This window comes from Streptococcus sp. A11 (genome assembly GCF_043674225.1).
Lineage (GTDB): Bacteria > Bacillota > Bacilli > Lactobacillales > Streptococcaceae > Streptococcus > Streptococcus suis_V.
The window spans coordinates 70,833-91,003 of sequence record NZ_JBIMJS010000010.1; the positions used below are offsets into that span (position 1 = coordinate 70,833).

Genomic DNA, 20,171 nt, shown 5'->3' on the forward strand with positions numbered 1-20,171 from the left:
CTCAGTTTTAGCAGACTTACTTCCCTTTCAGCATGCCCATAATACCTCTGGTCACCACGCGCCCGACTTCCCGGCCGACTTGGCTCATGAGATTTTTGGTAAAGCGGTCCATCATCGAATCGGAACGTTTGGCAGCTGGTTTGCTGGCCTTGGCCTCTGCTTTTGCTCTTTCCTTGGCAGCCTTTTCTTCCAATTTTGCTGTTTCTTTGGCGGCTTTTTCTGCTGCTTTTTTCGCCTCCGCCTGCTCTGCTTGCTTGATCAACTGCGCCTCTTTTTCTTGGGTCAGCGCTAGAATTTGCTCATGGGCAGATTCTCGGTCAACCGCGTCCGCATATTTGTCCATCAGAGAAGAATTATTGATGGCAGACAAGACCAGAGTCGCATCAGCTGTTCCCAACTGACTCTTCGGCGGATAAATCATCACCCGGTCTGCAAAGCTTGGTGTTCCATCCGCCTGCAAGGTCGAGACAACTGCCTCTCCGACCTGCAATTCTTGAATGACCTTGGCCAAGTCCTCAGCTCCTTCTTGACGGAAGGTATCAGCCACTGTCGCCACCGTTTTCAGTTCCTTAGGCGTGAAAGCACGGAGCCCATGCTGGATACGGTTGCCCAGCTGGCTAGCGATGCTATCAGGAATATCGGTCGGATTTTGCGTAACGAAAAAGACACCAACACCTTTTGAACGAATCAGGCGAACAATCAACTCAATCTTCTCCAGCAAGACCTTCGGTGCATCCTTGAAGAGCACATGGGCCTCGTCAAAGAAGAAGATCATCTTGGGCTTATCTAGGTCGCCTACTTCCGGTAAAACTTCGTAGAGTTCCGACAAAAGACTGAGCAGAACGGTCGAATAAAGCGTCGGCTGATTGAAAAGTTCTGTCGCCTGCAAGACATTGATAACCCCTTGTCCATCAGCAGTTGTCCGCATCAAATCCGCAATCTCCAAGCTGGGCTCACCGAAGAACAGTTTCCCGCTCTGCTGTTCCAAGACCACCAAACTCCGCAAGATGGCACCGACCGAACGAGCTGGAATATTGCCGTAATATTGACTAAGCTCTTGAGCATTTTCAGCCACAAAATTGAGCATGGCCCGCAAGTCCATAAGGTCCAGCAACAGCAGACCACGTTCATCCGCCACACTAAAGACTATATTGAGAATGGATTCCTGCGTATCATTGAGCCCCAGCAAACGGGTCAAAAGCACCGGCCCCATCTCAGAAATAGTCATCCGTACTGGAATCCCATTTTCACCGAAAACATCCCACAGCTCAACGGGATAACTCCTCGGCAAATAATCTGCATACTGAGTCCGCTCCAAACGACTTGGGTCAATTTCCTTGGTATTTGACTGGACCAAACTATTGAGGTCACCCTTGATGTCCGATAGAAAGACAGGAATGCCCGCCTCACTCAGTTGCTCCGCCAAAACCTTGAGCGTCACCGTCTTACCTGTCCCCGTCGCCCCGGCAATCACACCGTGCCGATTGAGGCGCTTGAGCTGGATTTCCGCCCGCGCACGTCCGTACCCAAATGCAATAACTTCTGACATAATCTGCCCTCTTTTCCGATTGTTCTGTCTATATTCTAGCATAGTTTTTAGGAAAATAGCAGAGCAGACAGCTTGCAAGTTCACCGCAACAAGAAAAAAAAGAAAAGCCTGACGAGCAGACTTTTTCATATTACAAATACAAATATTTAAACAGGGCAACTGCAGCGATTGACGCAAGGATTGGAGCAACAACGCCGACCCAAGCATACCACCATTTTGAATCAGCCTTGGCTTGACCAAGAATTGATTTTGGCAAGAAGTGGTGAACGATACGCGGACCAAGGTCACGCGCTGGGTTGAGACCAGGACCAGTTGGACCACCGACCGCTGCAACAAGTGCCATAACAAGGAAACCGATACCGACATGGGCTACTGCAATGGAACCGGCAGTATATGGCGCAACCATTGTTTCAGCAGCAGTCTTATCATAGCCTTGCTCAATCAACTTACCAACCAACTCTGCACCGAAGAAGTTCTTTGTCAAAGCAAGCGCACCGAAGAACAAGACGAATGACCCAACAAACTCATTCAAGAAACCATTGATGGTTGCTGCTTTACGGCTTTCCGCTTTGCCATTGTCCAAAGCATTGATAGTAGAGAAAGAACCCAAGACATGGTTTGAATTCTCTGTTTTCAAGAAATATGGTTTGTAAACGGTGACAACGACCAATTGACCAAACATTGCACCCAATACCTGAGCGATAATGTATTGAGCCACATGTGCCCAAGGGAATAGACCTGAAACAGCCAAACCAAGTGTGAAGGCTGGGTTGATATGGTTACCAGAAACATTACCAAACATAAGGGCTGGCATCATAACAGCCAATCCGTAGCCGATAGCGATCAAAATCCAACCTGAGTTGTTCCCTTTGGTACCTTTGAGGTCGACGTTAGCAACTGTACCATTACCGATAATAATAAGCAAGGCAGTCGCAAGAAATTCAGTGATATATTTCACTGTCCATGTGATATCCATGAGTGTATCCTTCCAATTTATGAATAGTATTGATATTCTCTATTTTATCAAGTATAATATACAAAGTAAAGCATTAACTGGAAAGTGAAACGTTTACTTTCTGAAAATATATGATTACTTACACTATTTTCAAGCGCCAAAGGAGATTTATATGGCTTCCCAAAATGACACGCTCATTTACAATATTGACAAAAGTATCAAGAAAAAAGCAGACTTGATTGAAAACAACTTCTTCGCCTATGCAATTCGCTCAGCTATGGCCAGTGTTTACCTAGCAATTGGTTTGGCTATCTCAGTTTATACAGCTGATAAGCTCAATCATATTGTAGATGGCCTCGGTAAATTCAGCTACGGACTCATGTTCGGCTGGTGCTTGGTCATGATTCTTTATATGAACGCTGAACTAGGCACTTCTAATATGATGTACATGACCTCTGCTATCCACCGTAAAGTGATCCCTACCAAAACAGCCCTCAAGATTCTAGCTACTTGTATCTTTTTCAACTTTGTTGGGGCAGTCATTGTAGCCTATATGCTCTCCTTCACAACTCCTTACCAGGTTGGACATTTGGAACATGATAGTTACCTGATTGAAGCTGTTGTCGCAAAACTGGAAAAAACACCTCTGACACAGTTTGTCGAGGGCATCTTTGCCAACATCGTAGTAAACATCGCTGTCTTTATCTCTATGCGCATGAAAGACGATGCGGGCCGTGTTATTTCCCTCATCTTTATCATCTTTATCTTTGCCTTCCTAGGCTTTGAGCACGTTATTGCCAACTTCTCTACCTTCTCCTTGGCCCTTTTCTCAAATGGTGGTCCAGTCGAGGGCATGACTATCCTCAGTGTCCTAAGGAATTTCCTCTTCTCAGGACTTGGAAACTACGTCGGCGGTGGTCTCCTTATCGGTCTCCTTTACAGCTGGCTCAGCGATAAATCAAAACTCTATGTCGACTAATCTAGAGAATGCGGTTTGGAAATCCAGCCGTATTTTTTGTACTCACCAATAGCCCGATAGGCCGAATATGATGCGAATAATCTAATTGCCCCTATTTCTAAAAATCAGACAGATAAAACCCTCTGAAAGCTCGATTTCAAAGGGTTTTTAGACTGTACGCAAAAAGAGCACAGACTCGACATCGCTTAGGGCTGCTGGATTCCTCCCCTGACCCGCTTCACGCACGAACCTTGCTCCATTTATTATTATATCACAAATTCACTAAAATTCAATATTTTTCTCAACTTCAAGCTTCCTGAAAATGAGAAATAAGTTCATACTCAGAGATAGATTTTCTTCATCAACATCCTATCATCAACTAACCCCACTCTCAGTGTCACTTAACTAATAGACCTAAAATTCATTATCCAGGCCATCTGATAGCTTTGATTCCCCCTCATCACTTAAACTGGTCACCGTATTGGGCAAACAGATGAGTCTAACGTAACCGCCCAATAATGGAGTATCTTTTCAGCTTCCCTATTATCCAGTATACTGTTAGAGAAAACAGAACTGGAGGATTTTTTACGTCACACCCCATCGTCGCTTTGAGAAGAAAGGCAGAAACGATATTCTAATGAAAATTCATCTCGGAAAAGTGGAACTCACATTCTTTCAAGCAATCCACCAAGAGACACTAGAAACATTCTTGGATAAGGTACTGCACTATGACGATTTAGGACAAGTGCAGACTTATTGAATCATAAGAATTCTCCGACTTTCATAGTTAACAAGAGCTAAAAAACGCCTGCTTACGGAATTATTCTAGCTTAGAGTAATTTCGTAAACAAGCGTCAAATCAATATGATGAGTGTTACCGCTGGGGCAGGCCCAGCGGTAGACCAGAGCTAGACTAAGAAGATTTCTCTTCCATCATCATAACACTCAACAAAATTGATGATCTTATACAAGTTCGATAATTGCCATTGGGGCAGCATCACCACGACGTGGTTCAGTTTTAAGGATACGAGTGTATCCACCATTGCGCTCAGCATAACGAGGTGCGATTTCTGAGAACAATTTTTGAAGAGCTGTAGTAGCTGTGTACTTATCAGTTGCTTCATCGTAGTTTTCAGATGCAATTTCGTTACGAACAAATGCAGCAGCTTGACGACGTGCGTGCAAGTCACCACGTTTACCAAGTGTGATCATTTTTTCAACTGTTTTACGGATTTCTTTAGCACGAGCTTCAGTTGTAACGATTGATTCGTTGATCAAAAGGTCAGTTGTCAAATCGCGCAACATTGCTTTACGTTGTGAGCTAGTGCGTCCTAGTTTACGGTATGCCATGATTTCCTCCTATATTTATTTATCATTTTTCAATCCAAGACCGAGTTCAGCAAGTTTAATCTTCACTTCCTCAAGACTCTTACGGCCCAGATTGCGCACTTTCATCATTTCTGGCTCAGTTTTCTCTGTCAAGTCAAACACAGTATTGATGCCTGCACGTTTAAGACAGTTGTATGAGCGAACAGAAAGGTCCAATTCTTCAATCGTACGATCAAGCATACGGTCATCAGATGCTGTTTCAGATTCTTTCATCACTTCAGCTGATTTTGCAACTTCAGTCAAATCTGTAAAGAGACCCAAGTGCTCCATCAAGATACGAGCAGAAAGCCCAAGTGCATCTTCAGGAATAATTGTACCGTTTGTACTGATTTCAAGTGTCAATTTGTCAAATCCATCGTTGCTACCAACACGAGCTGGCTCAACTTGATAATTGACTTTTGTAACTGGCGTATAGATTGAATCTACCGCAAGTGTACCTACTGGTGCATCATCTTTCTTATTGCCTTCAGCTGGTACATAACCGCGACCTGCATTTACAGTTAAAATCGCTTTAAATGTTGCACCTTCAGCAATTGTGAAGAGATAATGATCAGGATTTACAATTTCAATATCACTATCTGTAAGAATGTCACCTGCTGTTACCGCAGCTGGACCTACTACATCAAGTTCAATTTTCTTTTCGTCTTCGACATAAGATTTTACAGCAATGCCTTTGATGTTAAGAATGATTTGCATAACATCTTCACGGACACCTGGAACTGTGTCGAATTCGTGGAGTACACCATCAATCTTAATTGATGTTACTGCAGCACCCGGAAGTGAAGCAAGAAGTACACGACGAAGAGAGTTACCAAGAGTTGTTCCGTAACCACGTTCAAGCGGTTCGACTACAAATCTGCCGTAATCTTTATTTTCATCAATTTTTGTTATTGTTGGTTTTTCAAACTCAATCATTTCTTACTCCCTCTTAAACGAAAAGCTGTGTATGGTTGGTATGATTATACACGGCGACGTTTTGGAGGACGAGCACCATTGTGTGGTACAGGAGTCACATCACGAATTGCTGTTACTTCAAGACCAGCGGCAGCAAGAGCGCGGATAGCAGACTCACGACCTGAACCTGGGCCTTTAACGGTAACTTCAACTGTTTTAAGACCGTGTTCTTGTGCAGATTTAGCAGCTGCTTCTGAAGCCATTTGAGCTGCGAATGGTGTAGATTTACGAGAACCTTTGAAACCAAGAGCACCAGCTGATGACCAAGCAATAGCGTTACCATGCACATCAGTAATCATAACAATAGTGTTATTAAATGTAGCGTGAATATGTGCAATACCAGATTCGATATTCTTTTTCACACGACGTTTACGTGTTGGTTTAGCCAATTTTTCTACCTCCTATATTATTTTTTCTTACCTGCGATCGCAACAGCTTTACCTTTACGAGTGCGGGCATTGTTCTTAGTGTTTTGTCCACGGACAGGAAGTCCACGACGGTGACGGATACCACGGTATGAACCGATTTCCATCAAACGTTTAATGTTCAAGTTAACTTCACGACGGAGGTCACCTTCAACTTTGATTGCATCAACTTCACGACGAATAGCATCTTCTTGATCTGATGTCAAATCTTTCACGCGTACATCTTCTGAAATGCCTGCAGCTGCAAGAATTTTTTTAGATGTTGCAAGACCGATACCGTATACGTATGTCAATGAAATAACTACACGTTTGTCATTTGGAATGTCAACTCCAGCAATACGAGCCATGTTTTCTCCTTTCTATATTTTAACCTTGACGTTGCTTGTGTTTAGGGTTTGCTGGGCAAATCACCATAACACGACCATTACGACGAATAACTTTGCAGTATTCGCAAATTGGTTTGACCGATGGTCTTACTTTCATGTTTTATCCCTCCAAGTATTTCGACTATTTAAAGCGGTATGTGATACGTCCACGAGTCAAGTCATACGGACTCAGCTCAACAGTTACGCGGTCTCCGACCAAAATACGAATGTAGTTCTTACGGATTTTACCAGAAACAGTTGCAAGGACTTGGTGTCCATTTTCCAACTCAACAGTAAACATAGCATTTGGCATTGTATCAACTACTTTGCCTTCAATTTCAATCACATCTTCTTTTGCCATGCAAAAGTATCCCCTCTCTAAATATCGATTTGATGCCCTCTGAATACAGAGGTAACAATTATAAGTCAGACTAGGCTATTTTATCACTTTCACAAGAAAAATGCAAGCCAAATCCATTAGATTATTTTAAATTTGACAAGACTGTGTCAATTGCTTGGAAAACAAGTTCGATGTCTTGGTCTCCCTCAATATCATGGACCAAACCTTTGGCACGATAGTGGTCAATAATTGGTTGACCTTGGGCAATATTGACCTCCAAACGGCGTTGAACAGATTCAGGCTTATCATCTTCACGCTGATAGAAATCTTCTTCTTTATAATCTCCAACAGGTGGGTTAAAGATTTTATGGAAGGTTTCACCGGTTTCTTTATGGATGATTCGACCGCTAAGACGCTCAACCAATTTAGATGGATCGATTTCAATGTTGATAACACCCTGCAGTTCAATTCCTAGATCTGCTAGGTTGGCATCTAAGGCATGTGCTTGTTCAATTGTTCGTGGGTATCCATCTAGCAAGAAACCTTTTTCTTTGATGTCGTCTTGCACCAAGCGCTCTTTGACGATACCATTGGTTACTTCGTCCGGAACCAAGTCGCCTTTGTCGATATACGATTTAGCAAGTATCCCCATTTCCGTTTGATTAGCCATAGCAGCACGGAACATATCGCCTGTAGAAATGTGAGCAACATTAAATTTTTCAACAATCTTAGCTGCTTGAGTCCCTTTACCAGCACCTGGCAAACCCATAATTAAAAGATTCATGACAAACTCCTTATTTTGTTTTCACATAAATTTGCCACAATTGACAAACTTATCTAAAAACAAAATAGAAGGTTGACTAGGTCAACCTATATTCTATTCTGTTACGTTCATAAAGCCTACATATTTTCTCTTGAGAAGGTATCCCTCCAATTGCTTGATACCCTCGATACTTGTCATAATCAAGATAATCAAACTAGTACCCAGGAAGGCAATATTGGAAGAAAGACCAAAAATATTTTGAGCAAGAATTGGTAACAAGGCTACAAAACTCAAGAACAAGGCACCAACTGTCGCCAGACGTTTCAACAGGACAGAGAAATACTTCTCCGTTCCATTACCTGGACGAACACCGTGGATATATGCCGCACTTTTTTGAAGACTCTCTGCCGTTTTCTCAGGATTTACCTGTACAAATGTATAGAAAAAGGTAAAAATGATAATCAATCCAGCATATACCAGCATCCCTTTAACAGTGGAATAATCAAAATACTCTTGAATACCTAGTAACCAACCCGCACTTCTGTTTTGACTAGCAAAAAATTGAATCAAAGAACTTGGTAGTGCAGTGATAGACCCGGCAAAGATAACGGGGATAACGCCTGCAGGATTCAATTTTAAGGGAAGATATGAGCTAGATGGCGCACCTTGAGCACGTTTTGTATATTGAATCGGAATCTTGTATTCAGCTTGTTGAATGTAGGTTGTAAAGTAGACTACAAACAAGATGAGTACAATCAAAAGTCCAACATAAATGATGGATTCTGTAATCCGACTAGCCTCAATATTGACAAAGCGGTCGATATAAATTTCTCTAAAAGTATCTGGCAAGGATGAAATGATACCCGCAAAGATAATCATTGATGTTCCGTTACCATAGCCCTTATCAGAAATTTGTTCTCCCAACCAAGTCACAATGACAGAACCGGTTGCCAAGATAGACCCCAGCAAAAGATAGGTCTGCCAAGTCATTGGCATATTGGTCAGTTGTGCTCCTGATAGGGCATTAAAGCTGGCGATAATCCCCATGGATTGGACAAAGGCCAAAACCAAGGAAATATAGCGAGTCGCCTGGTTTAATTTCCGACGACCAACCTCGCCCTGCTTGCCCCATTCTACAAACTTCGGCAAAATGTCCATCTGAAGCAGTTGAACAATAATCGAAGCCGTGATATAAGGGCTGACACCCAGTGCAAAAACAGAGAAATTTTTCAAAGCGTTACCCGAAACCAAACTCATCATGTTTAGGAAGGGAACGTTTGACAATGCTTCTAAGCTTTTGGCATTGACACCAGGAACGGTGATATGTGTACCAATCCTGAACACCAAAAGGATAAAAATTGTAAATAAGATTTTCTTACGAACAGCTTTTACTTTTAGAGCATCTGTTAAAAGTTTAAAAAACATAGGCGGTCACCTCTTAGATGACTTCTACTGAGCCACCTTTAGAAGTGATTGCTTCTTCAGCTGATTTAGAGAATTTAGCAGCTTTCACTGTCAATTTCTTCGTCAATTCGCCGTTACCAAGGATTTTAACACCTGATTTTTCAGCTTTAACGATTCCAGCTTCAATAAGTACAACTGGTGTTACTTCTGCACCATCTTCAAAAGCGTTCAATTGATCAAGGTTAACGATTGCGTATTCTTTAGCGTTGATGTTAGTGAAACCGCGTTTTGGAAGACGACGGAACAATGGAGTTTGTCCACCTTCAAAACCTGGGCGAACACCGCCACCGCTACGAGCTTTTTGACCTTTTTGACCACGGCCAGAAGTTTTACCGTTACCTGATGAAGTACCACGACCTACACGGTTGCGAACTTTACGTGAACCTGTTGCAGGTTGCAATTCATGAAGTTTCATTATATATTTCTCCTCTTTTATATGCTAGCGCCTGTGGGGAGTTAGAGTAAGCCGCCCACAAACTCGCTTCTATCAAAATTGACTAGAAGTCGCAAAGATTTCTCCATGCGACCTAGTCTGTTTATTGTTAACTTTAGTATAAGTTACTTAACTTCTTCAACAGTTACCAAGTGAGAGATAGCGTTCACCATTCCAAGAATAGCTGGGTTATCTTCCTTAACAACTGAAGAGTTCAATTTACCAAGTCCAAGTGCAACAACTGTTTTACGTTGCTCTGGTTTGCGACCGATTGGAGACTTAGTCAAAGTAATTTTAATTTGAGCCATGAGTATCTCCTTTCTTATGCTAAATCAGAAACTGAGATGCCACGAAGTGCAGCCACTTCTTCAGCACGTTTCAATTGTTTCAAACCTTCAACAGTTGCACGAACGATGTTGATTGGTGTGTTTGAACCGAGTGACTTAGATGTCACATCAGCGATACCAGCCAATTCGATTACGGCACGAGTTGCACCACCGGCAGCAACCCCAGAACCTTCTGAAGCTGGTTTCAACATAACACGAGCTCCACCGAATTCTGAACGAACTTCGTGAGGAATAGTTGTACCAACCATTGGTACCTCGATCATGTTTTTCTTAGCAGATTCAACTGCTTTGCGGATAGCTTCTGGTACTTCTTGAGCTTTACCAGTACCGAAACCTACGCGACCGTTACGGTCACCAACAACCACAAGAGCTGCGAAGCGAAGACGACGTCCACCCTTAACAACTTTTGTAACACGGTTGATGGCTACTACGCGTTCTTCAATTTCAACTGCGTTATCTTTGAATGCCATTTCTTAGTGTCCTCCCTATTAGAATTTCAATCCGTTTTCACGAGCTGATTCAGCCAAAGCTTTCACACGTCCGTGATAGAGATATCCACCGCGGTCAAAGACCACTTCAGAAATACCTTTAGCTACCGCGCGTTCAGCAACGAGTTTACCTACAACAACAGCTTGTTCTGTCTTAGTACCTTTTGAAACTTCTTTATCAAGAGTAGAAGCGCTTGCGAGCGTTACACCCGCTACGTCATCAATCACTTGAGCGTAGATGCCTGTATTAGAACGGAAAATGTTCAAACGTGGGCGAGCAGCAGTTCCAGAGATTTTACCGCGAACGCGACGGTGGCGTTTTTGGCGGATTTTGTTTTTATCTGGTTTTGAAATCACAATATTCACCTCTTAATGTATGATTCTGTTTCTTACGAAACAATTTGAGAAATAGTTAGCCAGGTGGGCTAGCCACCCCAGCAAGCTATTATTTACCTGTTTTACCTTCTTTACGGCGAACGAATTCACCAACGTAGCGGATACCTTTACCTTTGTATGGCTCAGGAGCGCGAAGGCTACGGATGTAAGCTGCTGTTTGACCAACAACTTCTTTGTTGATACCAGACACGACGATTTGTGTTGGTGTTGGAACTTCAAATGTAATACCTTCTGGTGCAACCACTTCATCTGGATGCGATTTACCAACAGCAAGTGTCAATTTGTTACCAGCCAATTGAGCACGGTAACCGACACCACGCATTTCAAGTTCTTTTTTGAAGCCTTCAGAAACACCAACAACCATGTTGTTGAGGTTAGCACGGCTAGTACCGTGAATAGTCTTCATTTCTTTTGAATCGTTTGGACGGTGAAGAGTTACTTCTGCACCTTCCACACGGATTTCAATTGCAGTTGGGAATTCACGAGTCAATTCCCCTTTAGGTCCTTTTACAGTTACCACACCGTTGTCTTGAGTAAGCTCAACTCCAGCAGGCAATGTAATTACTTTATTACCAATACGTGACATGTTTTTTATTTCTCCTGTTAAATTATCAGGCCGTCAAGCGACCAGTTTTCACGGGGGCTCATTTAAACACGGACAATAGACCGTGTTCGATTGAGCATGGTTACATGATACTAAATAATCAGTAAGTCTGATTTGAACACGCACGAAAAACTGGTTCTCCCGCGTTTTTGTATCATCCTTTTAGGTTTCAATTTCTAAATGTGGCAAGGCAGAGCGACGCAGACCATACTTGAGTATGTCAAGACGCTCTAACACAGGCACATGACGAAATTGGAAGCTAAAAGATTACCAAACGTAGGCGACAACCTCTCCACCAACGTTCTTTTGACGAGCTTGTTTGTCAGTCAAAAGACCTTCTGATGTTGAGATGATTGCGATACCAAGTCCGTTAAGAACTTTTGGAATATCTTCACGTTTTGAGTAAACACGAAGACCTGGTTTTGAAACGCGTTTCAAGTTAGTGATAACTTTTTCACCGTTTGGTCCGTATTTCAAGAATACACGGATGATGCCTTGTTTGTCATCTTCGATGAATTCAACGTTTTTTACAAAACCTTCGTTTTTAAGGATTGTAGCAATGCCTTTTTTAATGTTTGATGCAGGAACTTCAAGCACTTCGTGTTTAGCTTGGTTAGCGTTACGAATACGTGTCAAAAAATCTGCAATTGGGTCAGTCATAACCATTTGTTGTTTCTCCTCTTACTAGCAGTTTGATCTAGTCACTTGCTAGTTAATGATGTCCTTGCGGACTAGTGATAAGTGTATATAGAATAAGTTGCTAGTCCGAAACAAGACTAGAAGGCACTTTGTAGGCAGTACTAGCGTACAGCAAGAAGTGCTGACGACGATTCGCAACGGAATAGCAAGTTATTCTTACCAAGAAGCTTTTGTTACGCCAGGAATTTGTCCAAGGTAAGCCAAGTCGCGGAAGCATACACGGCACAATTTGAATTTGCGGTAAACTGAGTGTGGACGTCCACATTTTTCACAGCGTGTGTAAGCTTGTGTAGAGAACTTAGCTGGGCGTTTGTTCTTAGCGATCATTGATTTTTTAGCCATTTATTCTCTCCCTCTTATTTTGCAAACGGCATACCAAGGCCAGTAAGCAATGCACGTGATTCTTCGTCAGTGTTAGCAGTTGTAACGATAACGATATCCATACCGCGAGTTTTATCAACATCGTCGAAGTTGATTTCTGGGAAGATCAATTGCTCTTTCACACCAAGTGTGTAGTTACCACGTCCGTCAAATGACTTAGTTGGTACACCGTGGAAGTCACGTACACGCGGAAGTGAAACTGTAACCAATTTGTCCAAGAATTCATACATACGTTCGCCACGAAGAGTTACTTTCGCACCGATCGCAACACCCTCACGAAGACGGAAGCCGGCGATTGATTTCTTAGCTTTAGTGATAAGTGGTTTTTGACCTGAGATCAAAGCCAATTCTTGAGCAGCTTTCTCAAGGTTTTTAGCGTTAGAAACAGCGTCACCAACACCCATGTTCAAAACGATCTTATCAACTTTTGGCACAGCCATAACTGAAGAATAGTTGAATTGTTCAGTCAAAGCAGGAACTACTTCATTAAGATATTTTTCTTTTAAACGATTTGCCATTATACTTCTCCTTTCCTTCGTGATTAATCAAGCACTTCGCCTGATTTTTTGTTGTAGCGAACTTTTTTGCCGTCTACAAACTTGTAACCAACGCGTCCTGCAACACCATTTTTGTCAAGAACTTGAACGTTTGACACATGGATTGGAGCTTCTTTTTCAACGATAGCGCCTTGAGGGTTTTCGCTGTTTGGTTTTTGGTGTTTCTTAACGATGTTAACACCTTCAACAATAACTTTGTTTACTTTTGGAAGTGCTGTTACGACAACTGCTTCAACGCCTTTGTCTTTACCAGCGATTACGCGAACTTTATCGCCTTTTTTTACAAACATTTGATTTCTCCTATGATTTCTTACGCCCTAATGGGCACCCTGGTTAGTGATTTAACCAGGGGACTTAGTTTGTTAGATTCTAAATTAAAGTACTTCTGGTGCCAATGAAACGATTTTCATGAAACCGCCATCACGCAATTCGCGTGCCACTGGGCCAAAGATACGAGTTCCGCGAGGGTTTTTGTCTTCACGGATGATAACTGCTGCATTCTCATCGAATTTGATGTATGAACCATCAGCACGACGAGCACCTGTCTTAGTACGAACGATAACGGCTTTAACAACGTCACCTTTTTTAACCGCACCACCAGGAGTAGCTTGTTTTACTGAAGCAACGATGATGTCGCCGATGTTCGCGAATTTACGTCCTGAACCACCAAGAACTTTGATTGTCAAGATTTCACGTGCGCCACTGTTATCAGCAACTTTCAAACGAGTTTCTGTTTGAATCATGTCAATTTTCTCCTTTCAGGTTGATTAAATGATAACTGCCTCTTCCACAACTTCTACAAGACGGAAACGTTTTGTAGCTGAAAGTGGGCGAGTTTCCATGATACGAACGATATCGCCTTCTTTAGCAACATTGTTTTCATCATGAGCTTTGTACTTTTTAGAGTAGTTAATACGTTTACCATAGACTGGGTGGTTACGTTTAGTTTCAACTACAACTGTGATTGTTTTGTCCATTTTGTCAGATACTACGCGTCCAACAAGAACTTTACGATTATTGCGTTCCATTGAAATTCTCCTTTCCCAATCTATTATTTAGTTTCAGATTGCACAGTTTTGATACGTGCAATTTGTTTCTTCACTTCGTTCAAACGAGCAGTTTGCTCAAGTTGACCAGCAGCAGCTTGGAAACGAAGTTCGAAGAGTTCTTTCTTCAATTCGTTTTCTTTCTTAGCAAGTTCTTCTTGAGAAAGGCCACGAAGTTCTTTTACAAAATCTTTAATTTCTTGAAGTTTCATGTCTTCTCCTTATTCTGCTTCACGTTTTACGAATTTAACTTTAACTGGCAATTTGTGACCAGCAAGGCGGAATGCTTCACGTGCGATTTCTTCAGAAACGCCAGCTACTTCAAACATAACCTTACCGCGTTTAACTGGAGCTACCCAACCTTCAGGAGCACCTTTACCAGAACCCATACGTACACCGATAGCTTTAGCAGTGTATGATTTGTGTGGGAAGATCTTAATCCAAACTTTACCACCACGTTTCATGTAACGCGTCATAGCGATACGGGCAGCTTCGATTTGGCGGTTTGTAATCCATGAGCTAGTAGTTGCTTGAAGACCGTATTGACCAAAGTCTACTTGTTTTCCACCTTTAGCTTCACCGCGCATTTTTCCACGGAATTCACGACGGTGTTTTACACGTTTAGGTACTAACATTTGTTATTTACCTCCTTTAGTGTTTTTACGAGCTGGAAGAACTTCACCACGGTAGATCCATACTTTAACACCAAGTTTACCGTAAGTTGTCAAAGCTTCTTCCCAAGCGTAGTCGATATCCGCACGAAGTGTATGAAGAGGAACAGTTCCTTCTGAGTAGCCTTCTGCACGGGCAATATCAGCACCGTTCAAACGACCAGAAACTTGTGTTTTGATACCTTTTGCACCAGCGCGCATTGCACGTTGGATAGCTTGTTTTTGAGCACGGCGGAATGCCACACGTTGCTCCAATTGACGAGCGATTGACTCACCAACAAGGTGTGCATCCAAATCAGGTTGTTTGATTTCGATGATGTTGATGTGTACTTGCTTACCAGTCAATTTGTTCAATTGAGCACGAAGTGCATCAACGTTGCTACCAGCTTTACCGATAACCATACCTGGTTTAGCAGTGTGGATAGAAACGATAACTTTGTTTACAGCACGTTCGATTTCGATTGTTGATGTTGACGCATCAGCCAATTCTTTTTTGATAAAGTTGCGGATTGCAAGATCTTCATGAAGGTAATCCGCGTATTCTTTTTCAGCATACCATTTAGCATCCCAATCACGGATGATGCCAACACGCATACCAATTGGATGTACTTTTTGACCCACGTTTTTACCTCCTTATTTCTCTGCCACAACTACAGTGATGTGAGCTGTGCGTTTGTTGATTGGTGAAGCAGAACCTTTCGCACGTGGACGGAAACGTTTCAACGTTGGCCCTTCGTTTGCGAATGCTTCGCTGACTACCAAGTTAGCTTTTTCCAAACCAAAGTTGTTTTCAGCGTTAGCGATTGCTGAGTTCAAAACTCCCTCGATAATGCCTGCAGCTTTGTTTGGTGTGAATTTCAAGATTGCGATTGCGTCTGCTACGCTTTTGCCACGGATGTTATCCAAGACAAGACGTGATTTACGAGGTGAAACACGTACTGTGCGAGCAGTTGCTTTAGCTGAAGTAATTTCTGCCATTGTGTTTTCCTCCTAAATTATTTACGACGAGTTTTCTTGTCGTCAGCAGCATGACCTTTGTAAGTACGAGTTGGTGCAAATTCCCCAAGTTTGTGACCTACCATGTCTTCTTGAATGTATACAGGTACATGTTTACGTCCATCGTAAACTGCGATTGTATAACCGATGAAACTTGGGAAGATCGTTGAACGACGTGACCAAGTTTTAATTACTTTTTTCTTTTCGTCATTTGCTTGAGCTTCAACTTTTTTCATCAAATGCTCATCGACGAAAGGTCCTTTTTTAAGACTACGTCCCATTTTAGTATTTTCTCCTTTAAAATATGTACCACAGCGGCTTGCCCGCTTTGCGGGCTACCGAGTTGGCGGATGATATAGAATGCTATGCAACTAAGAATATATTATTTTTGGTTGCGACGACGAACGATAAGTTTGTCAGATTTAGCTTTCTTGTTACGAGTTTTCAAACCAAGAGCTGGTTTACCCCATGGTGTAGATGGTGCTTTACGACCAACTGGTGCTTTACCTTCACCACCACCGTGTGGGTGATCGTTAGGGTTCATCACAGAACCGCGAACTGTTGGACGGATACCTTTCCAACGGCTACGACCTGCTTTACCAAGGTTAACAAGGCCATGTTGTTCGTTACCTACAGTACCAACAGTAGCACGGCAAGTACCAAGGATCATACGAACTTCACCTGATTGAAGGCGAACAAGAACGTATTTACCTTCTTGACCAAGAACCTGTGCAGATGCACCGGCAGCACGAACCAACTCACCACCGCGACCTGGTTTCAACTCGATGTTGTGAACAACAGTACCGACTGGGATGTTTGCAAGTGGAAGTGCGTTACCAACTTTGATATCTGCTTCTGGGCCTGAAACGATGCGTTGACCAACTTCAAGTCCTTTAGGAGCAATGATATAAGCTTTAACACCGTCTGTGTAGTGTACAAGAGCGATGTTTGCTGAACGGTTTGGATCGTATTCGATCGTTTTAACGATTGCTTCAACGCCATCTTTGTTACGTTTGAAGTCTACCAAACGGTAGAAACGTTTGTGACCGCCACCTTGGTGACGAACAGTGATGCGACCGTTGTTGTTACGACCAGCTTTGCTCTTCAAAGCAACAAGCAAGCTTTTTTCTGGAGTGCTTGTTGTGATTTCAGCGAAGTCCAAAGAAGTCATGTTACGACGGCCATTTGTCGTTGGTTTATAAACTTTAATACCCACGTTAATTCCTCCTTTGATTATTCAGCGTCAGCTGTAGCGAACAATTCGATCGCTTTTGAATCAGCAGCCAATGTGATGATTGCTTTTTTCACTTTATTTGTGCGACCTACATAACGACCTACGCGTTTTGTTTTAGGTTTCACGTTGATTGTGTTAACATTTGCAACTTTAACTCCCTCGAATGCAGCTTCAACAGCTTGCTTGATCAAGAGTTTGTGTGCACGAGTGTCAACTTCAAATACATACTTGCCTGCTTCGAGTTGGCCCATTGAGCTTTCTGTGATGACAGGTTTTTTGATAACATCATACAAATTCATTATGCAAGAACCTCCTCAATTTTAGAGATAGCTGCTTGAGTTACAAGAAGTTTGTCTGCATTTGCGATGTCAAGTACGCTTGCAGTTGTTGCAGTTGCAACTTTAACTCCTGGGATGTTACGAGCAGAAAGAGCTGCGAATTCGTTGCCTTCTTCAAGAATAACAAGGACTTTAGAATCAATGCTCAATGCTGCAAGTACTTTTGCAAATTCAGCAGTTTTTGGAGCTGTGAATTCAAGTGAGTTAACAGCTACAAATTTGTTTTCAGCAACTTTTTCTGAGTAAACAGATTTAAGTGCCAAGCGACGAACTTTTTGTGGAAGTTTGTACGCGTATGAACGTGGAGTTGGTCCGAAGACTACGCCACCACCACGCCATTGTGGTGAACGGATAGAACCTTGACGAGCACGTCCAGTTCCTTTTTGACGCCATGGTTTGCGTCCGCCACCTGAGACTGCTGAACGGTTTTTAACTGCGTGAGTACCTTGACGAAGGCTAGCACGTTGGCTGATGATCACATCAAATACAACTGCTTGGTTTGGCTCGATACCAAAGATCGCATCGTTAAGAACTACTTCACCAGCTTGTTTACCAGTTTGGTCAAATAATGTTACGTTTGCCATTTCGACTGATTTCCCCTTTCCTTATTATTTACCAGCTTTAACTGCTGACTTGATAGTGATAAGAGATTTCTTAGCACCTGGTACGTTACCTTTGATAAGGATAACGTTCTTTTCTGGAACAACTTGTACAACTTCAAGGTTTTGAATTGTTACACGGTTGCCGCCCATGCGACCTGCAAGGTTTTTACCTTTGAATACACGGTTAGGTGCAACAGGACCCATAGAACCTGGACGACGGTGGTAACGAGAACCGTGAGCCATAGGACCACGTGATTGACCATGGCGTTTGATAACACCTTGGAAACCTTTACCTTTAGATGTACCAGTTACATCAACAACATCACCAGCTGCGAAAGTTTCAACTGTAATTTCTTGTCCAACTTCCAAGCCTTCAATGTTTTTGAATTCACGAATGAAGCGCTTAGGAGCTGTGTTAGCTTTAGCTACATGGCCTTTGGCAGGTTTGTTGCTCAATACTTCACGTTTGTCATCAAAACCAACTTGAACTGCTGCATAACCATCAGTTTCAACTGTTTTCACTTGAAGAACAACGTTTGGAGTTGCTTCGATGACAGTAACAGGGATAAATTCACCAGATTCAGTGAAGATTTGAGTCATTCCCACTTTTTTCCCTAAGATTCCTTTTGTCATGAGAAAAATATTCCTTTTCTTATTTTTATAGTTAAAAAGTTTTTAACGAGCGTTTTTCATGCTCTAGATTGAAATCAGATTACAATTTGATTTCTACGTTTACACCACTTGGAAGATCCAATTTCATCAAAGCGTCAACTGTTTTTTGAGTTGGGTTGATGATATCGATCAAACGTTTGTGTGTACGCATTTCGAACTGCTCACGAGAATCTTTGTACTTGTGAGTCGCACGGATGATGGTGTAGAGGCTACGTTCTGTTGGAAGTGGAACTGGACCTGCTACTTGAGCACCTGTACGAGTTGCAGTTTCAACGATTTTTGCAGCTGCTGTATCAAGTGTACGGTGTTCGTACGCTTTCAAGCGGATGCGGATTTTTTTGTTTGCCATCTTTTTCTCCTTTTCGTCTATTTAAGATAATAGGCTAGCTCCACAAGAAAACCAACACGTGTTGCGTGGCAATGCAACCGAGCGTGTCGCAACCTCTTGCATCAAAGCTACAGCCGTAATTTTTACGGCACTAGAACATTCTATCAAATTATATTGTGCATTGCAAGAGTTTTTACTTAAAAATTTAAAAAGCAAATGTAGCGTTACAATAGATGTGAAACTTCTAGAAGTCAAAAAGAAGATTCCTTGATATGATAAGAGTACCACCACTCATCAAAAAAGGAATCTTCTCATGACTAGTATATCACAAAATCTTCGCTATTTACCACATACTCTAGAAACACGTTACCACGCTGTTAAAACCTACCAAAATGGTGCCTCTGTCGCCTTCATCTGTCGACGTTACAAAGTTTCAAAAGCCTCTCTTATGCGCTGAAAGACCGTTCTCATCGTCCTCTAACACCGCATCCAAAGGCTCATACCGAGAAAGAGCTGACATGGATTAAAAACTGCATCAAAAGAAATCCAAACGCAACCCTAATCGAAATCTTCTACAAGCTCAAAACCAACAAGGGATATGATAGGCACCCTTTGACGATTGATAAGGAGAGGTATCCGGGCTACGAATGTGCATAAATACTTGATTCTTAATTTCCCACTGATATTCCGGATATCTTTGTCGCAAATTTGCTTCTAATTCTTTTGTTGCTTGATGCGATATTTTCTCATCGTAAAAGATTAAATCAACATCTGTATTTTTATCAAAACGATAGTGATTCCAGATAAAATTACGAATTGTTCCTGCACAAATCCACGAGTCCGCTAAGTCTAAATCCTTTACAATCCCCAAAATCCTAATGATATCAGGGTCTTTTAACAAATATCTTTCTAACTCATCTTTCATACAATCCTCTACCTTCAAGTTGTTCATTGATTTTAGTGTTATTTTTACTAGCTTCCATAAGAAAAAATCGTTAGAAATATCATTCTAACGACGGGGAGCAGATCAAAATATTCACCGGACCTTAATTCGTTCTTTGGTTTTCAAATTCATGATAAAAAGGGCCACCCGGACCTAGTTTTGCTCTCCTGTTTTTCAAGCAAAAGATAAAAAGGTCCCCCGGACCTAGTTTTGCTCTCCTGTTTTTCAAGCAAAAGATAAAAAGGTCCCCCGGACCTAGTTTTGCTCTCCTGTT

Annotated in this window: 34 protein-coding genes, 1 other RNA gene and 1 pseudogene; 3 read left to right on the forward strand and 33 right to left on the reverse strand. The window is 42.1% G+C overall.

Going from position 1 to position 20,171, the window contains the following annotated elements:
- Positions 1–16: 16 nt before the first annotated feature.
- The gene (locus tag ACHBIF_RS07075) at positions 17–1,549 is read right to left on the reverse strand and encodes a helicase HerA-like domain-containing protein (protein ID WP_394719532.1); all 1,533 of its coding nucleotides are present in this window, start codon (positions 1,547–1,549) and stop codon (positions 17–19) included.
- 130 nt (positions 1,550–1,679) lie between these two features.
- Complete coding sequence (gla, locus tag ACHBIF_RS07080) at positions 1,680–2,525, reverse strand: aquaglyceroporin Gla (RefSeq protein ID WP_170239530.1); 846 nt, start codon at positions 2,523–2,525, stop codon at positions 1,680–1,682.
- Positions 2,526–2,676: 151 nt separating this feature from the next.
- On the opposite strand from gla, the gene ACHBIF_RS07085 reads away from it, so the two are divergent.
- Entirely contained in the window at positions 2,677–3,483 is an 807-nt protein-coding gene (locus ACHBIF_RS07085; RefSeq protein WP_125266214.1) for a formate/nitrite transporter family protein, read from the forward strand.
- A 154-nt stretch (positions 3,484–3,637) separates the two neighbouring features.
- On the opposite strand, the gene ffs is transcribed toward ACHBIF_RS07085, so the two are convergent.
- Positions 3,638–3,727: signal recognition particle sRNA small type (ffs, locus tag ACHBIF_RS07090), an RNA gene on the reverse strand.
- Between the two features lie 315 nt (positions 3,728–4,042).
- On the opposite strand from ffs, the gene ACHBIF_RS07095 reads away from it, so the two are divergent.
- Entirely contained in the window at positions 4,043–4,222 is a 180-nt protein-coding gene (locus tag ACHBIF_RS07095; RefSeq protein ID WP_394719580.1) for a hypothetical protein, read from the forward strand.
- A 203-nt stretch (positions 4,223–4,425) separates the two neighbouring features.
- Here the strand turns inward: ACHBIF_RS07095 and rplQ are convergent, their stop codons facing one another.
- The 29 genes from rplQ to rpsJ form a co-directional block, all read right to left on the reverse strand.
- Positions 4,426–4,812 carry a 50S ribosomal protein L17 gene (gene rplQ, locus ACHBIF_RS07100; protein ID WP_024532345.1) on the reverse strand — a complete coding sequence of 129 codons (387 nt, stop codon included), beginning with the start codon at positions 4,810–4,812 and terminating at the stop codon, positions 4,426–4,428.
- 15 nt (positions 4,813–4,827) lie between these two features.
- On the reverse strand, positions 4,828–5,766 hold the full coding sequence (locus ACHBIF_RS07105) for a DNA-directed RNA polymerase subunit alpha (RefSeq protein ID WP_105111778.1): 939 nt from the start codon (positions 5,764–5,766) through the stop codon (positions 4,828–4,830).
- A gap of 44 nt (positions 5,767–5,810) precedes the next feature.
- Entirely contained in the window at positions 5,811–6,194 is a 384-nt protein-coding gene (rpsK, locus tag ACHBIF_RS07110) for a 30S ribosomal protein S11 (RefSeq protein ID WP_004195509.1), read from the reverse strand.
- Positions 6,195–6,211: 17 nt separating this feature from the next.
- Positions 6,212–6,577, reverse strand: coding sequence for a 30S ribosomal protein S13 (gene rpsM, locus ACHBIF_RS07115; protein ID WP_002936622.1), 366 nt, complete (start codon positions 6,575–6,577; stop codon positions 6,212–6,214).
- A gap of 19 nt (positions 6,578–6,596) precedes the next feature.
- Positions 6,597–6,713, reverse strand: a complete 117-nt coding sequence (rpmJ, locus tag ACHBIF_RS07120; protein ID WP_001808836.1) for a 50S ribosomal protein L36 — start codon at positions 6,711–6,713, stop codon at positions 6,597–6,599.
- Between the two features lie 24 nt (positions 6,714–6,737).
- Positions 6,738–6,956, reverse strand: a complete 219-nt coding sequence (infA, locus tag ACHBIF_RS07125; protein WP_002936627.1) for a translation initiation factor IF-1 — start codon at positions 6,954–6,956, stop codon at positions 6,738–6,740.
- A 121-nt stretch (positions 6,957–7,077) separates the two neighbouring features.
- Positions 7,078–7,719, reverse strand: coding sequence for an adenylate kinase (locus ACHBIF_RS07130; protein WP_394719547.1), 642 nt, complete (start codon positions 7,717–7,719; stop codon positions 7,078–7,080).
- Positions 7,720–7,812: 93 nt separating this feature from the next.
- A complete protein-coding gene (secY, locus tag ACHBIF_RS07135) occupies positions 7,813–9,123 on the reverse strand; it encodes a preprotein translocase subunit SecY (RefSeq protein ID WP_105111776.1) in 1,311 nt (436 codons plus the stop codon).
- A 13-nt stretch (positions 9,124–9,136) separates the two neighbouring features.
- A complete protein-coding gene (gene rplO, locus ACHBIF_RS07140) occupies positions 9,137–9,577 on the reverse strand; it encodes a 50S ribosomal protein L15 (protein WP_105107796.1) in 441 nt (146 codons plus the stop codon).
- A gap of 143 nt (positions 9,578–9,720) precedes the next feature.
- A complete protein-coding gene (gene rpmD / locus ACHBIF_RS07145) occupies positions 9,721–9,903 on the reverse strand; it encodes a 50S ribosomal protein L30 (RefSeq protein WP_002936638.1) in 183 nt (60 codons plus the stop codon).
- Positions 9,904–9,917: 14 nt separating this feature from the next.
- Complete coding sequence (gene rpsE / locus ACHBIF_RS07150) at positions 9,918–10,412, reverse strand: 30S ribosomal protein S5 (protein ID WP_105111775.1); 495 nt, start codon at positions 10,410–10,412, stop codon at positions 9,918–9,920.
- An 18-nt stretch (positions 10,413–10,430) separates the two neighbouring features.
- Positions 10,431–10,787, reverse strand: a complete 357-nt coding sequence (gene rplR / locus ACHBIF_RS07155; protein WP_002936641.1) for a 50S ribosomal protein L18 — start codon at positions 10,785–10,787, stop codon at positions 10,431–10,433.
- Positions 10,788–10,875: 88 nt separating this feature from the next.
- A complete protein-coding gene (gene rplF, locus ACHBIF_RS07160) occupies positions 10,876–11,412 on the reverse strand; it encodes a 50S ribosomal protein L6 (protein WP_172074773.1) in 537 nt (178 codons plus the stop codon).
- Between the two features lie 285 nt (positions 11,413–11,697).
- Positions 11,698–12,096 carry a 30S ribosomal protein S8 gene (rpsH, locus tag ACHBIF_RS07165; protein WP_024532337.1) on the reverse strand — a complete coding sequence of 133 codons (399 nt, stop codon included), beginning with the start codon at positions 12,094–12,096 and terminating at the stop codon, positions 11,698–11,700.
- A gap of 189 nt (positions 12,097–12,285) precedes the next feature.
- Positions 12,286–12,471: a type Z 30S ribosomal protein S14 gene (locus ACHBIF_RS07170; RefSeq protein ID WP_002936651.1), complete on the reverse strand. Its 186-nt coding sequence runs from the start codon at positions 12,469–12,471 to the stop codon at positions 12,286–12,288.
- Positions 12,472–12,485: 14 nt separating this feature from the next.
- Positions 12,486–13,028, reverse strand: coding sequence for a 50S ribosomal protein L5 (gene rplE / locus ACHBIF_RS07175; protein WP_002936653.1), 543 nt, complete (start codon positions 13,026–13,028; stop codon positions 12,486–12,488).
- Between the two features lie 23 nt (positions 13,029–13,051).
- Positions 13,052–13,357: a 50S ribosomal protein L24 gene (rplX, locus tag ACHBIF_RS07180; RefSeq protein ID WP_002936656.1), complete on the reverse strand. Its 306-nt coding sequence runs from the start codon at positions 13,355–13,357 to the stop codon at positions 13,052–13,054.
- A gap of 84 nt (positions 13,358–13,441) precedes the next feature.
- A complete protein-coding gene (rplN, locus tag ACHBIF_RS07185; protein ID WP_002936658.1) occupies positions 13,442–13,810 on the reverse strand; it encodes a 50S ribosomal protein L14 in 369 nt (122 codons plus the stop codon).
- 24 nt (positions 13,811–13,834) lie between these two features.
- Positions 13,835–14,095: a 30S ribosomal protein S17 gene (gene rpsQ, locus ACHBIF_RS07190; RefSeq protein ID WP_000440801.1), complete on the reverse strand. Its 261-nt coding sequence runs from the start codon at positions 14,093–14,095 to the stop codon at positions 13,835–13,837.
- A gap of 23 nt (positions 14,096–14,118) precedes the next feature.
- Positions 14,119–14,325, reverse strand: a complete 207-nt coding sequence (gene rpmC, locus ACHBIF_RS07195; protein ID WP_002936659.1) for a 50S ribosomal protein L29 — start codon at positions 14,323–14,325, stop codon at positions 14,119–14,121.
- A gap of 9 nt (positions 14,326–14,334) precedes the next feature.
- Positions 14,335–14,748 carry a 50S ribosomal protein L16 gene (rplP, locus tag ACHBIF_RS07200; protein ID WP_002936660.1) on the reverse strand — a complete coding sequence of 138 codons (414 nt, stop codon included), beginning with the start codon at positions 14,746–14,748 and terminating at the stop codon, positions 14,335–14,337.
- A gap of 3 nt (positions 14,749–14,751) precedes the next feature.
- Positions 14,752–15,405, reverse strand: a complete 654-nt coding sequence (gene rpsC / locus ACHBIF_RS07205; RefSeq protein ID WP_002936661.1) for a 30S ribosomal protein S3 — start codon at positions 15,403–15,405, stop codon at positions 14,752–14,754.
- A gap of 12 nt (positions 15,406–15,417) precedes the next feature.
- Positions 15,418–15,762 carry a 50S ribosomal protein L22 gene (gene rplV, locus ACHBIF_RS07210; protein WP_002936662.1) on the reverse strand — a complete coding sequence of 115 codons (345 nt, stop codon included), beginning with the start codon at positions 15,760–15,762 and terminating at the stop codon, positions 15,418–15,420.
- A gap of 17 nt (positions 15,763–15,779) precedes the next feature.
- Complete coding sequence (rpsS, locus tag ACHBIF_RS07215; RefSeq protein WP_000533766.1) at positions 15,780–16,061, reverse strand: 30S ribosomal protein S19; 282 nt, start codon at positions 16,059–16,061, stop codon at positions 15,780–15,782.
- 101 nt (positions 16,062–16,162) lie between these two features.
- On the reverse strand, positions 16,163–16,996 hold the full coding sequence (gene rplB / locus ACHBIF_RS07220; protein ID WP_002936663.1) for a 50S ribosomal protein L2: 834 nt from the start codon (positions 16,994–16,996) through the stop codon (positions 16,163–16,165).
- A 17-nt stretch (positions 16,997–17,013) separates the two neighbouring features.
- Entirely contained in the window at positions 17,014–17,313 is a 300-nt protein-coding gene (locus ACHBIF_RS07225) for a 50S ribosomal protein L23 (RefSeq protein WP_004195491.1), read from the reverse strand.
- Positions 17,313–17,936: a 50S ribosomal protein L4 gene (rplD, locus tag ACHBIF_RS07230; protein ID WP_004195490.1), complete on the reverse strand. Its 624-nt coding sequence runs from the start codon at positions 17,934–17,936 to the stop codon at positions 17,313–17,315. The genes ACHBIF_RS07225 and rplD overlap by 1 nt, the downstream gene beginning before the upstream one ends.
- 24 nt (positions 17,937–17,960) lie before the next feature.
- Positions 17,961–18,587 (reverse strand): 50S ribosomal protein L3, encoded by a 627-nt coding sequence (rplC, locus tag ACHBIF_RS07235; protein WP_011921686.1) that lies wholly within the window; start codon positions 18,585–18,587, stop codon positions 17,961–17,963.
- Between the two features lie 79 nt (positions 18,588–18,666).
- On the reverse strand, positions 18,667–18,975 hold the full coding sequence (rpsJ, locus tag ACHBIF_RS07240; protein ID WP_002939332.1) for a 30S ribosomal protein S10: 309 nt from the start codon (positions 18,973–18,975) through the stop codon (positions 18,667–18,669).
- 292 nt (positions 18,976–19,267) lie between these two features.
- Between rpsJ and ACHBIF_RS07245 the strand changes: the two are divergent.
- Positions 19,268–19,575: pseudogene (locus ACHBIF_RS07245) on the forward strand (IS481 family transposase); the annotation flags it as partial.
- Here the strand turns inward: ACHBIF_RS07245 and ACHBIF_RS07250 are convergent.
- Entirely contained in the window at positions 19,535–19,906 is a 372-nt protein-coding gene (locus ACHBIF_RS07250; protein WP_394719578.1) for a nucleotidyltransferase family protein, read from the reverse strand. The pseudogene ACHBIF_RS07245 and the gene ACHBIF_RS07250 overlap by 41 nt on opposite strands.
- Between the last annotated feature and the right edge of the window lie 265 nt (positions 19,907–20,171).

What these genes read in the sequence shown, in the direction of transcription:
- ACHBIF_RS07075 (WP_394719532.1), bottom strand. Translation starts at nt 1,549, where the DNA reads ATGTCAGAAGTTATTGCATTTGGGTACGGACGTGCGCGGGCGGAAATC.
- gla (WP_170239530.1), bottom strand. Translation starts at nt 2,525, where the DNA reads ATGGATATCACATGGACAGTGAAATATATCACTGAATTTCTTGCGACT.
- ACHBIF_RS07085 (WP_125266214.1), top strand. Translation starts at nt 2,677, where the DNA reads ATGGCTTCCCAAAATGACACGCTCATTTACAATATTGACAAAAGTATC.
- rplQ (WP_024532345.1), bottom strand. Translation starts at nt 4,812, where the DNA reads ATGGCATACCGTAAACTAGGACGCACTAGCTCACAACGTAAAGCAATG.
- ACHBIF_RS07105 (WP_105111778.1), bottom strand. Translation starts at nt 5,766, where the DNA reads ATGATTGAGTTTGAAAAACCAACAATAACAAAAATTGATGAAAATAAA.
- rpsM (WP_002936622.1), bottom strand. Translation starts at nt 6,577, where the DNA reads ATGGCTCGTATTGCTGGAGTTGACATTCCAAATGACAAACGTGTAGTT.
- rpmJ (WP_001808836.1), bottom strand. Translation starts at nt 6,713, where the DNA reads ATGAAAGTAAGACCATCGGTCAAACCAATTTGCGAATACTGCAAAGTT.
- infA (WP_002936627.1), bottom strand. Translation starts at nt 6,956, where the DNA reads ATGGCAAAAGAAGATGTGATTGAAATTGAAGGCAAAGTAGTTGATACA.
- ACHBIF_RS07130 (WP_394719547.1), bottom strand. Translation starts at nt 7,719, where the DNA reads ATGAATCTTTTAATTATGGGTTTGCCAGGTGCTGGTAAAGGGACTCAA.
- secY (WP_105111776.1), bottom strand. Translation starts at nt 9,123, where the DNA reads ATGTTTTTTAAACTTTTAACAGATGCTCTAAAAGTAAAAGCTGTTCGT.
- rplO (WP_105107796.1), bottom strand. Translation starts at nt 9,577, where the DNA reads ATGAAACTTCATGAATTGCAACCTGCAACAGGTTCACGTAAAGTTCGC.
- rpmD (WP_002936638.1), bottom strand. Translation starts at nt 9,903, where the DNA reads ATGGCTCAAATTAAAATTACTTTGACTAAGTCTCCAATCGGTCGCAAA.
- rpsE (WP_105111775.1), bottom strand. Translation starts at nt 10,412, where the DNA reads ATGGCATTCAAAGATAACGCAGTTGAAATTGAAGAACGCGTAGTAGCC.
- rplF (WP_172074773.1), bottom strand. Translation starts at nt 11,412, where the DNA reads ATGTCACGTATTGGTAATAAAGTAATTACATTGCCTGCTGGAGTTGAG.
- rpsH (WP_024532337.1), bottom strand. Translation starts at nt 12,096, where the DNA reads ATGGTTATGACTGACCCAATTGCAGATTTTTTGACACGTATTCGTAAC.
- ACHBIF_RS07170 (WP_002936651.1), bottom strand. Translation starts at nt 12,471, where the DNA reads ATGGCTAAAAAATCAATGATCGCTAAGAACAAACGCCCAGCTAAGTTC.
- rplE (WP_002936653.1), bottom strand. Translation starts at nt 13,028, where the DNA reads ATGGCAAATCGTTTAAAAGAAAAATATCTTAATGAAGTAGTTCCTGCT.
- rplX (WP_002936656.1), bottom strand. Translation starts at nt 13,357, where the DNA reads ATGTTTGTAAAAAAAGGCGATAAAGTTCGCGTAATCGCTGGTAAAGAC.
- rplN (WP_002936658.1), bottom strand. Translation starts at nt 13,810, where the DNA reads ATGATTCAAACAGAAACTCGTTTGAAAGTTGCTGATAACAGTGGCGCA.
- rpsQ (WP_000440801.1), bottom strand. Translation starts at nt 14,095, where the DNA reads ATGGAACGCAATAATCGTAAAGTTCTTGTTGGACGCGTAGTATCTGAC.
- rpmC (WP_002936659.1), bottom strand. Translation starts at nt 14,325, where the DNA reads ATGAAACTTCAAGAAATTAAAGATTTTGTAAAAGAACTTCGTGGCCTT.
- rplP (WP_002936660.1), bottom strand. Translation starts at nt 14,748, where the DNA reads ATGTTAGTACCTAAACGTGTAAAACACCGTCGTGAATTCCGTGGAAAA.
- rplV (WP_002936662.1), bottom strand. Translation starts at nt 15,762, where the DNA reads ATGGCAGAAATTACTTCAGCTAAAGCAACTGCTCGCACAGTACGTGTT.
- rpsS (WP_000533766.1), bottom strand. Translation starts at nt 16,061, where the DNA reads ATGGGACGTAGTCTTAAAAAAGGACCTTTCGTCGATGAGCATTTGATG.
- ACHBIF_RS07225 (WP_004195491.1), bottom strand. Translation starts at nt 17,313, where the DNA reads ATGAATTTGTATGATGTTATCAAAAAACCTGTCATCACAGAAAGCTCA.
- rplD (WP_004195490.1), bottom strand. Translation starts at nt 17,936, where the DNA reads ATGGCAAACGTAACATTATTTGACCAAACTGGTAAACAAGCTGGTGAA.
- rplC (WP_011921686.1), bottom strand. Translation starts at nt 18,587, where the DNA reads ATGACAAAAGGAATCTTAGGGAAAAAAGTGGGAATGACTCAAATCTTC.
- rpsJ (WP_002939332.1), bottom strand. Translation starts at nt 18,975, where the DNA reads ATGGCAAACAAAAAAATCCGCATCCGCTTGAAAGCGTACGAACACCGT.
- ACHBIF_RS07250 (WP_394719578.1), bottom strand. Translation starts at nt 19,906, where the DNA reads ATGAACAACTTGAAGGTAGAGGATTGTATGAAAGATGAGTTAGAAAGA.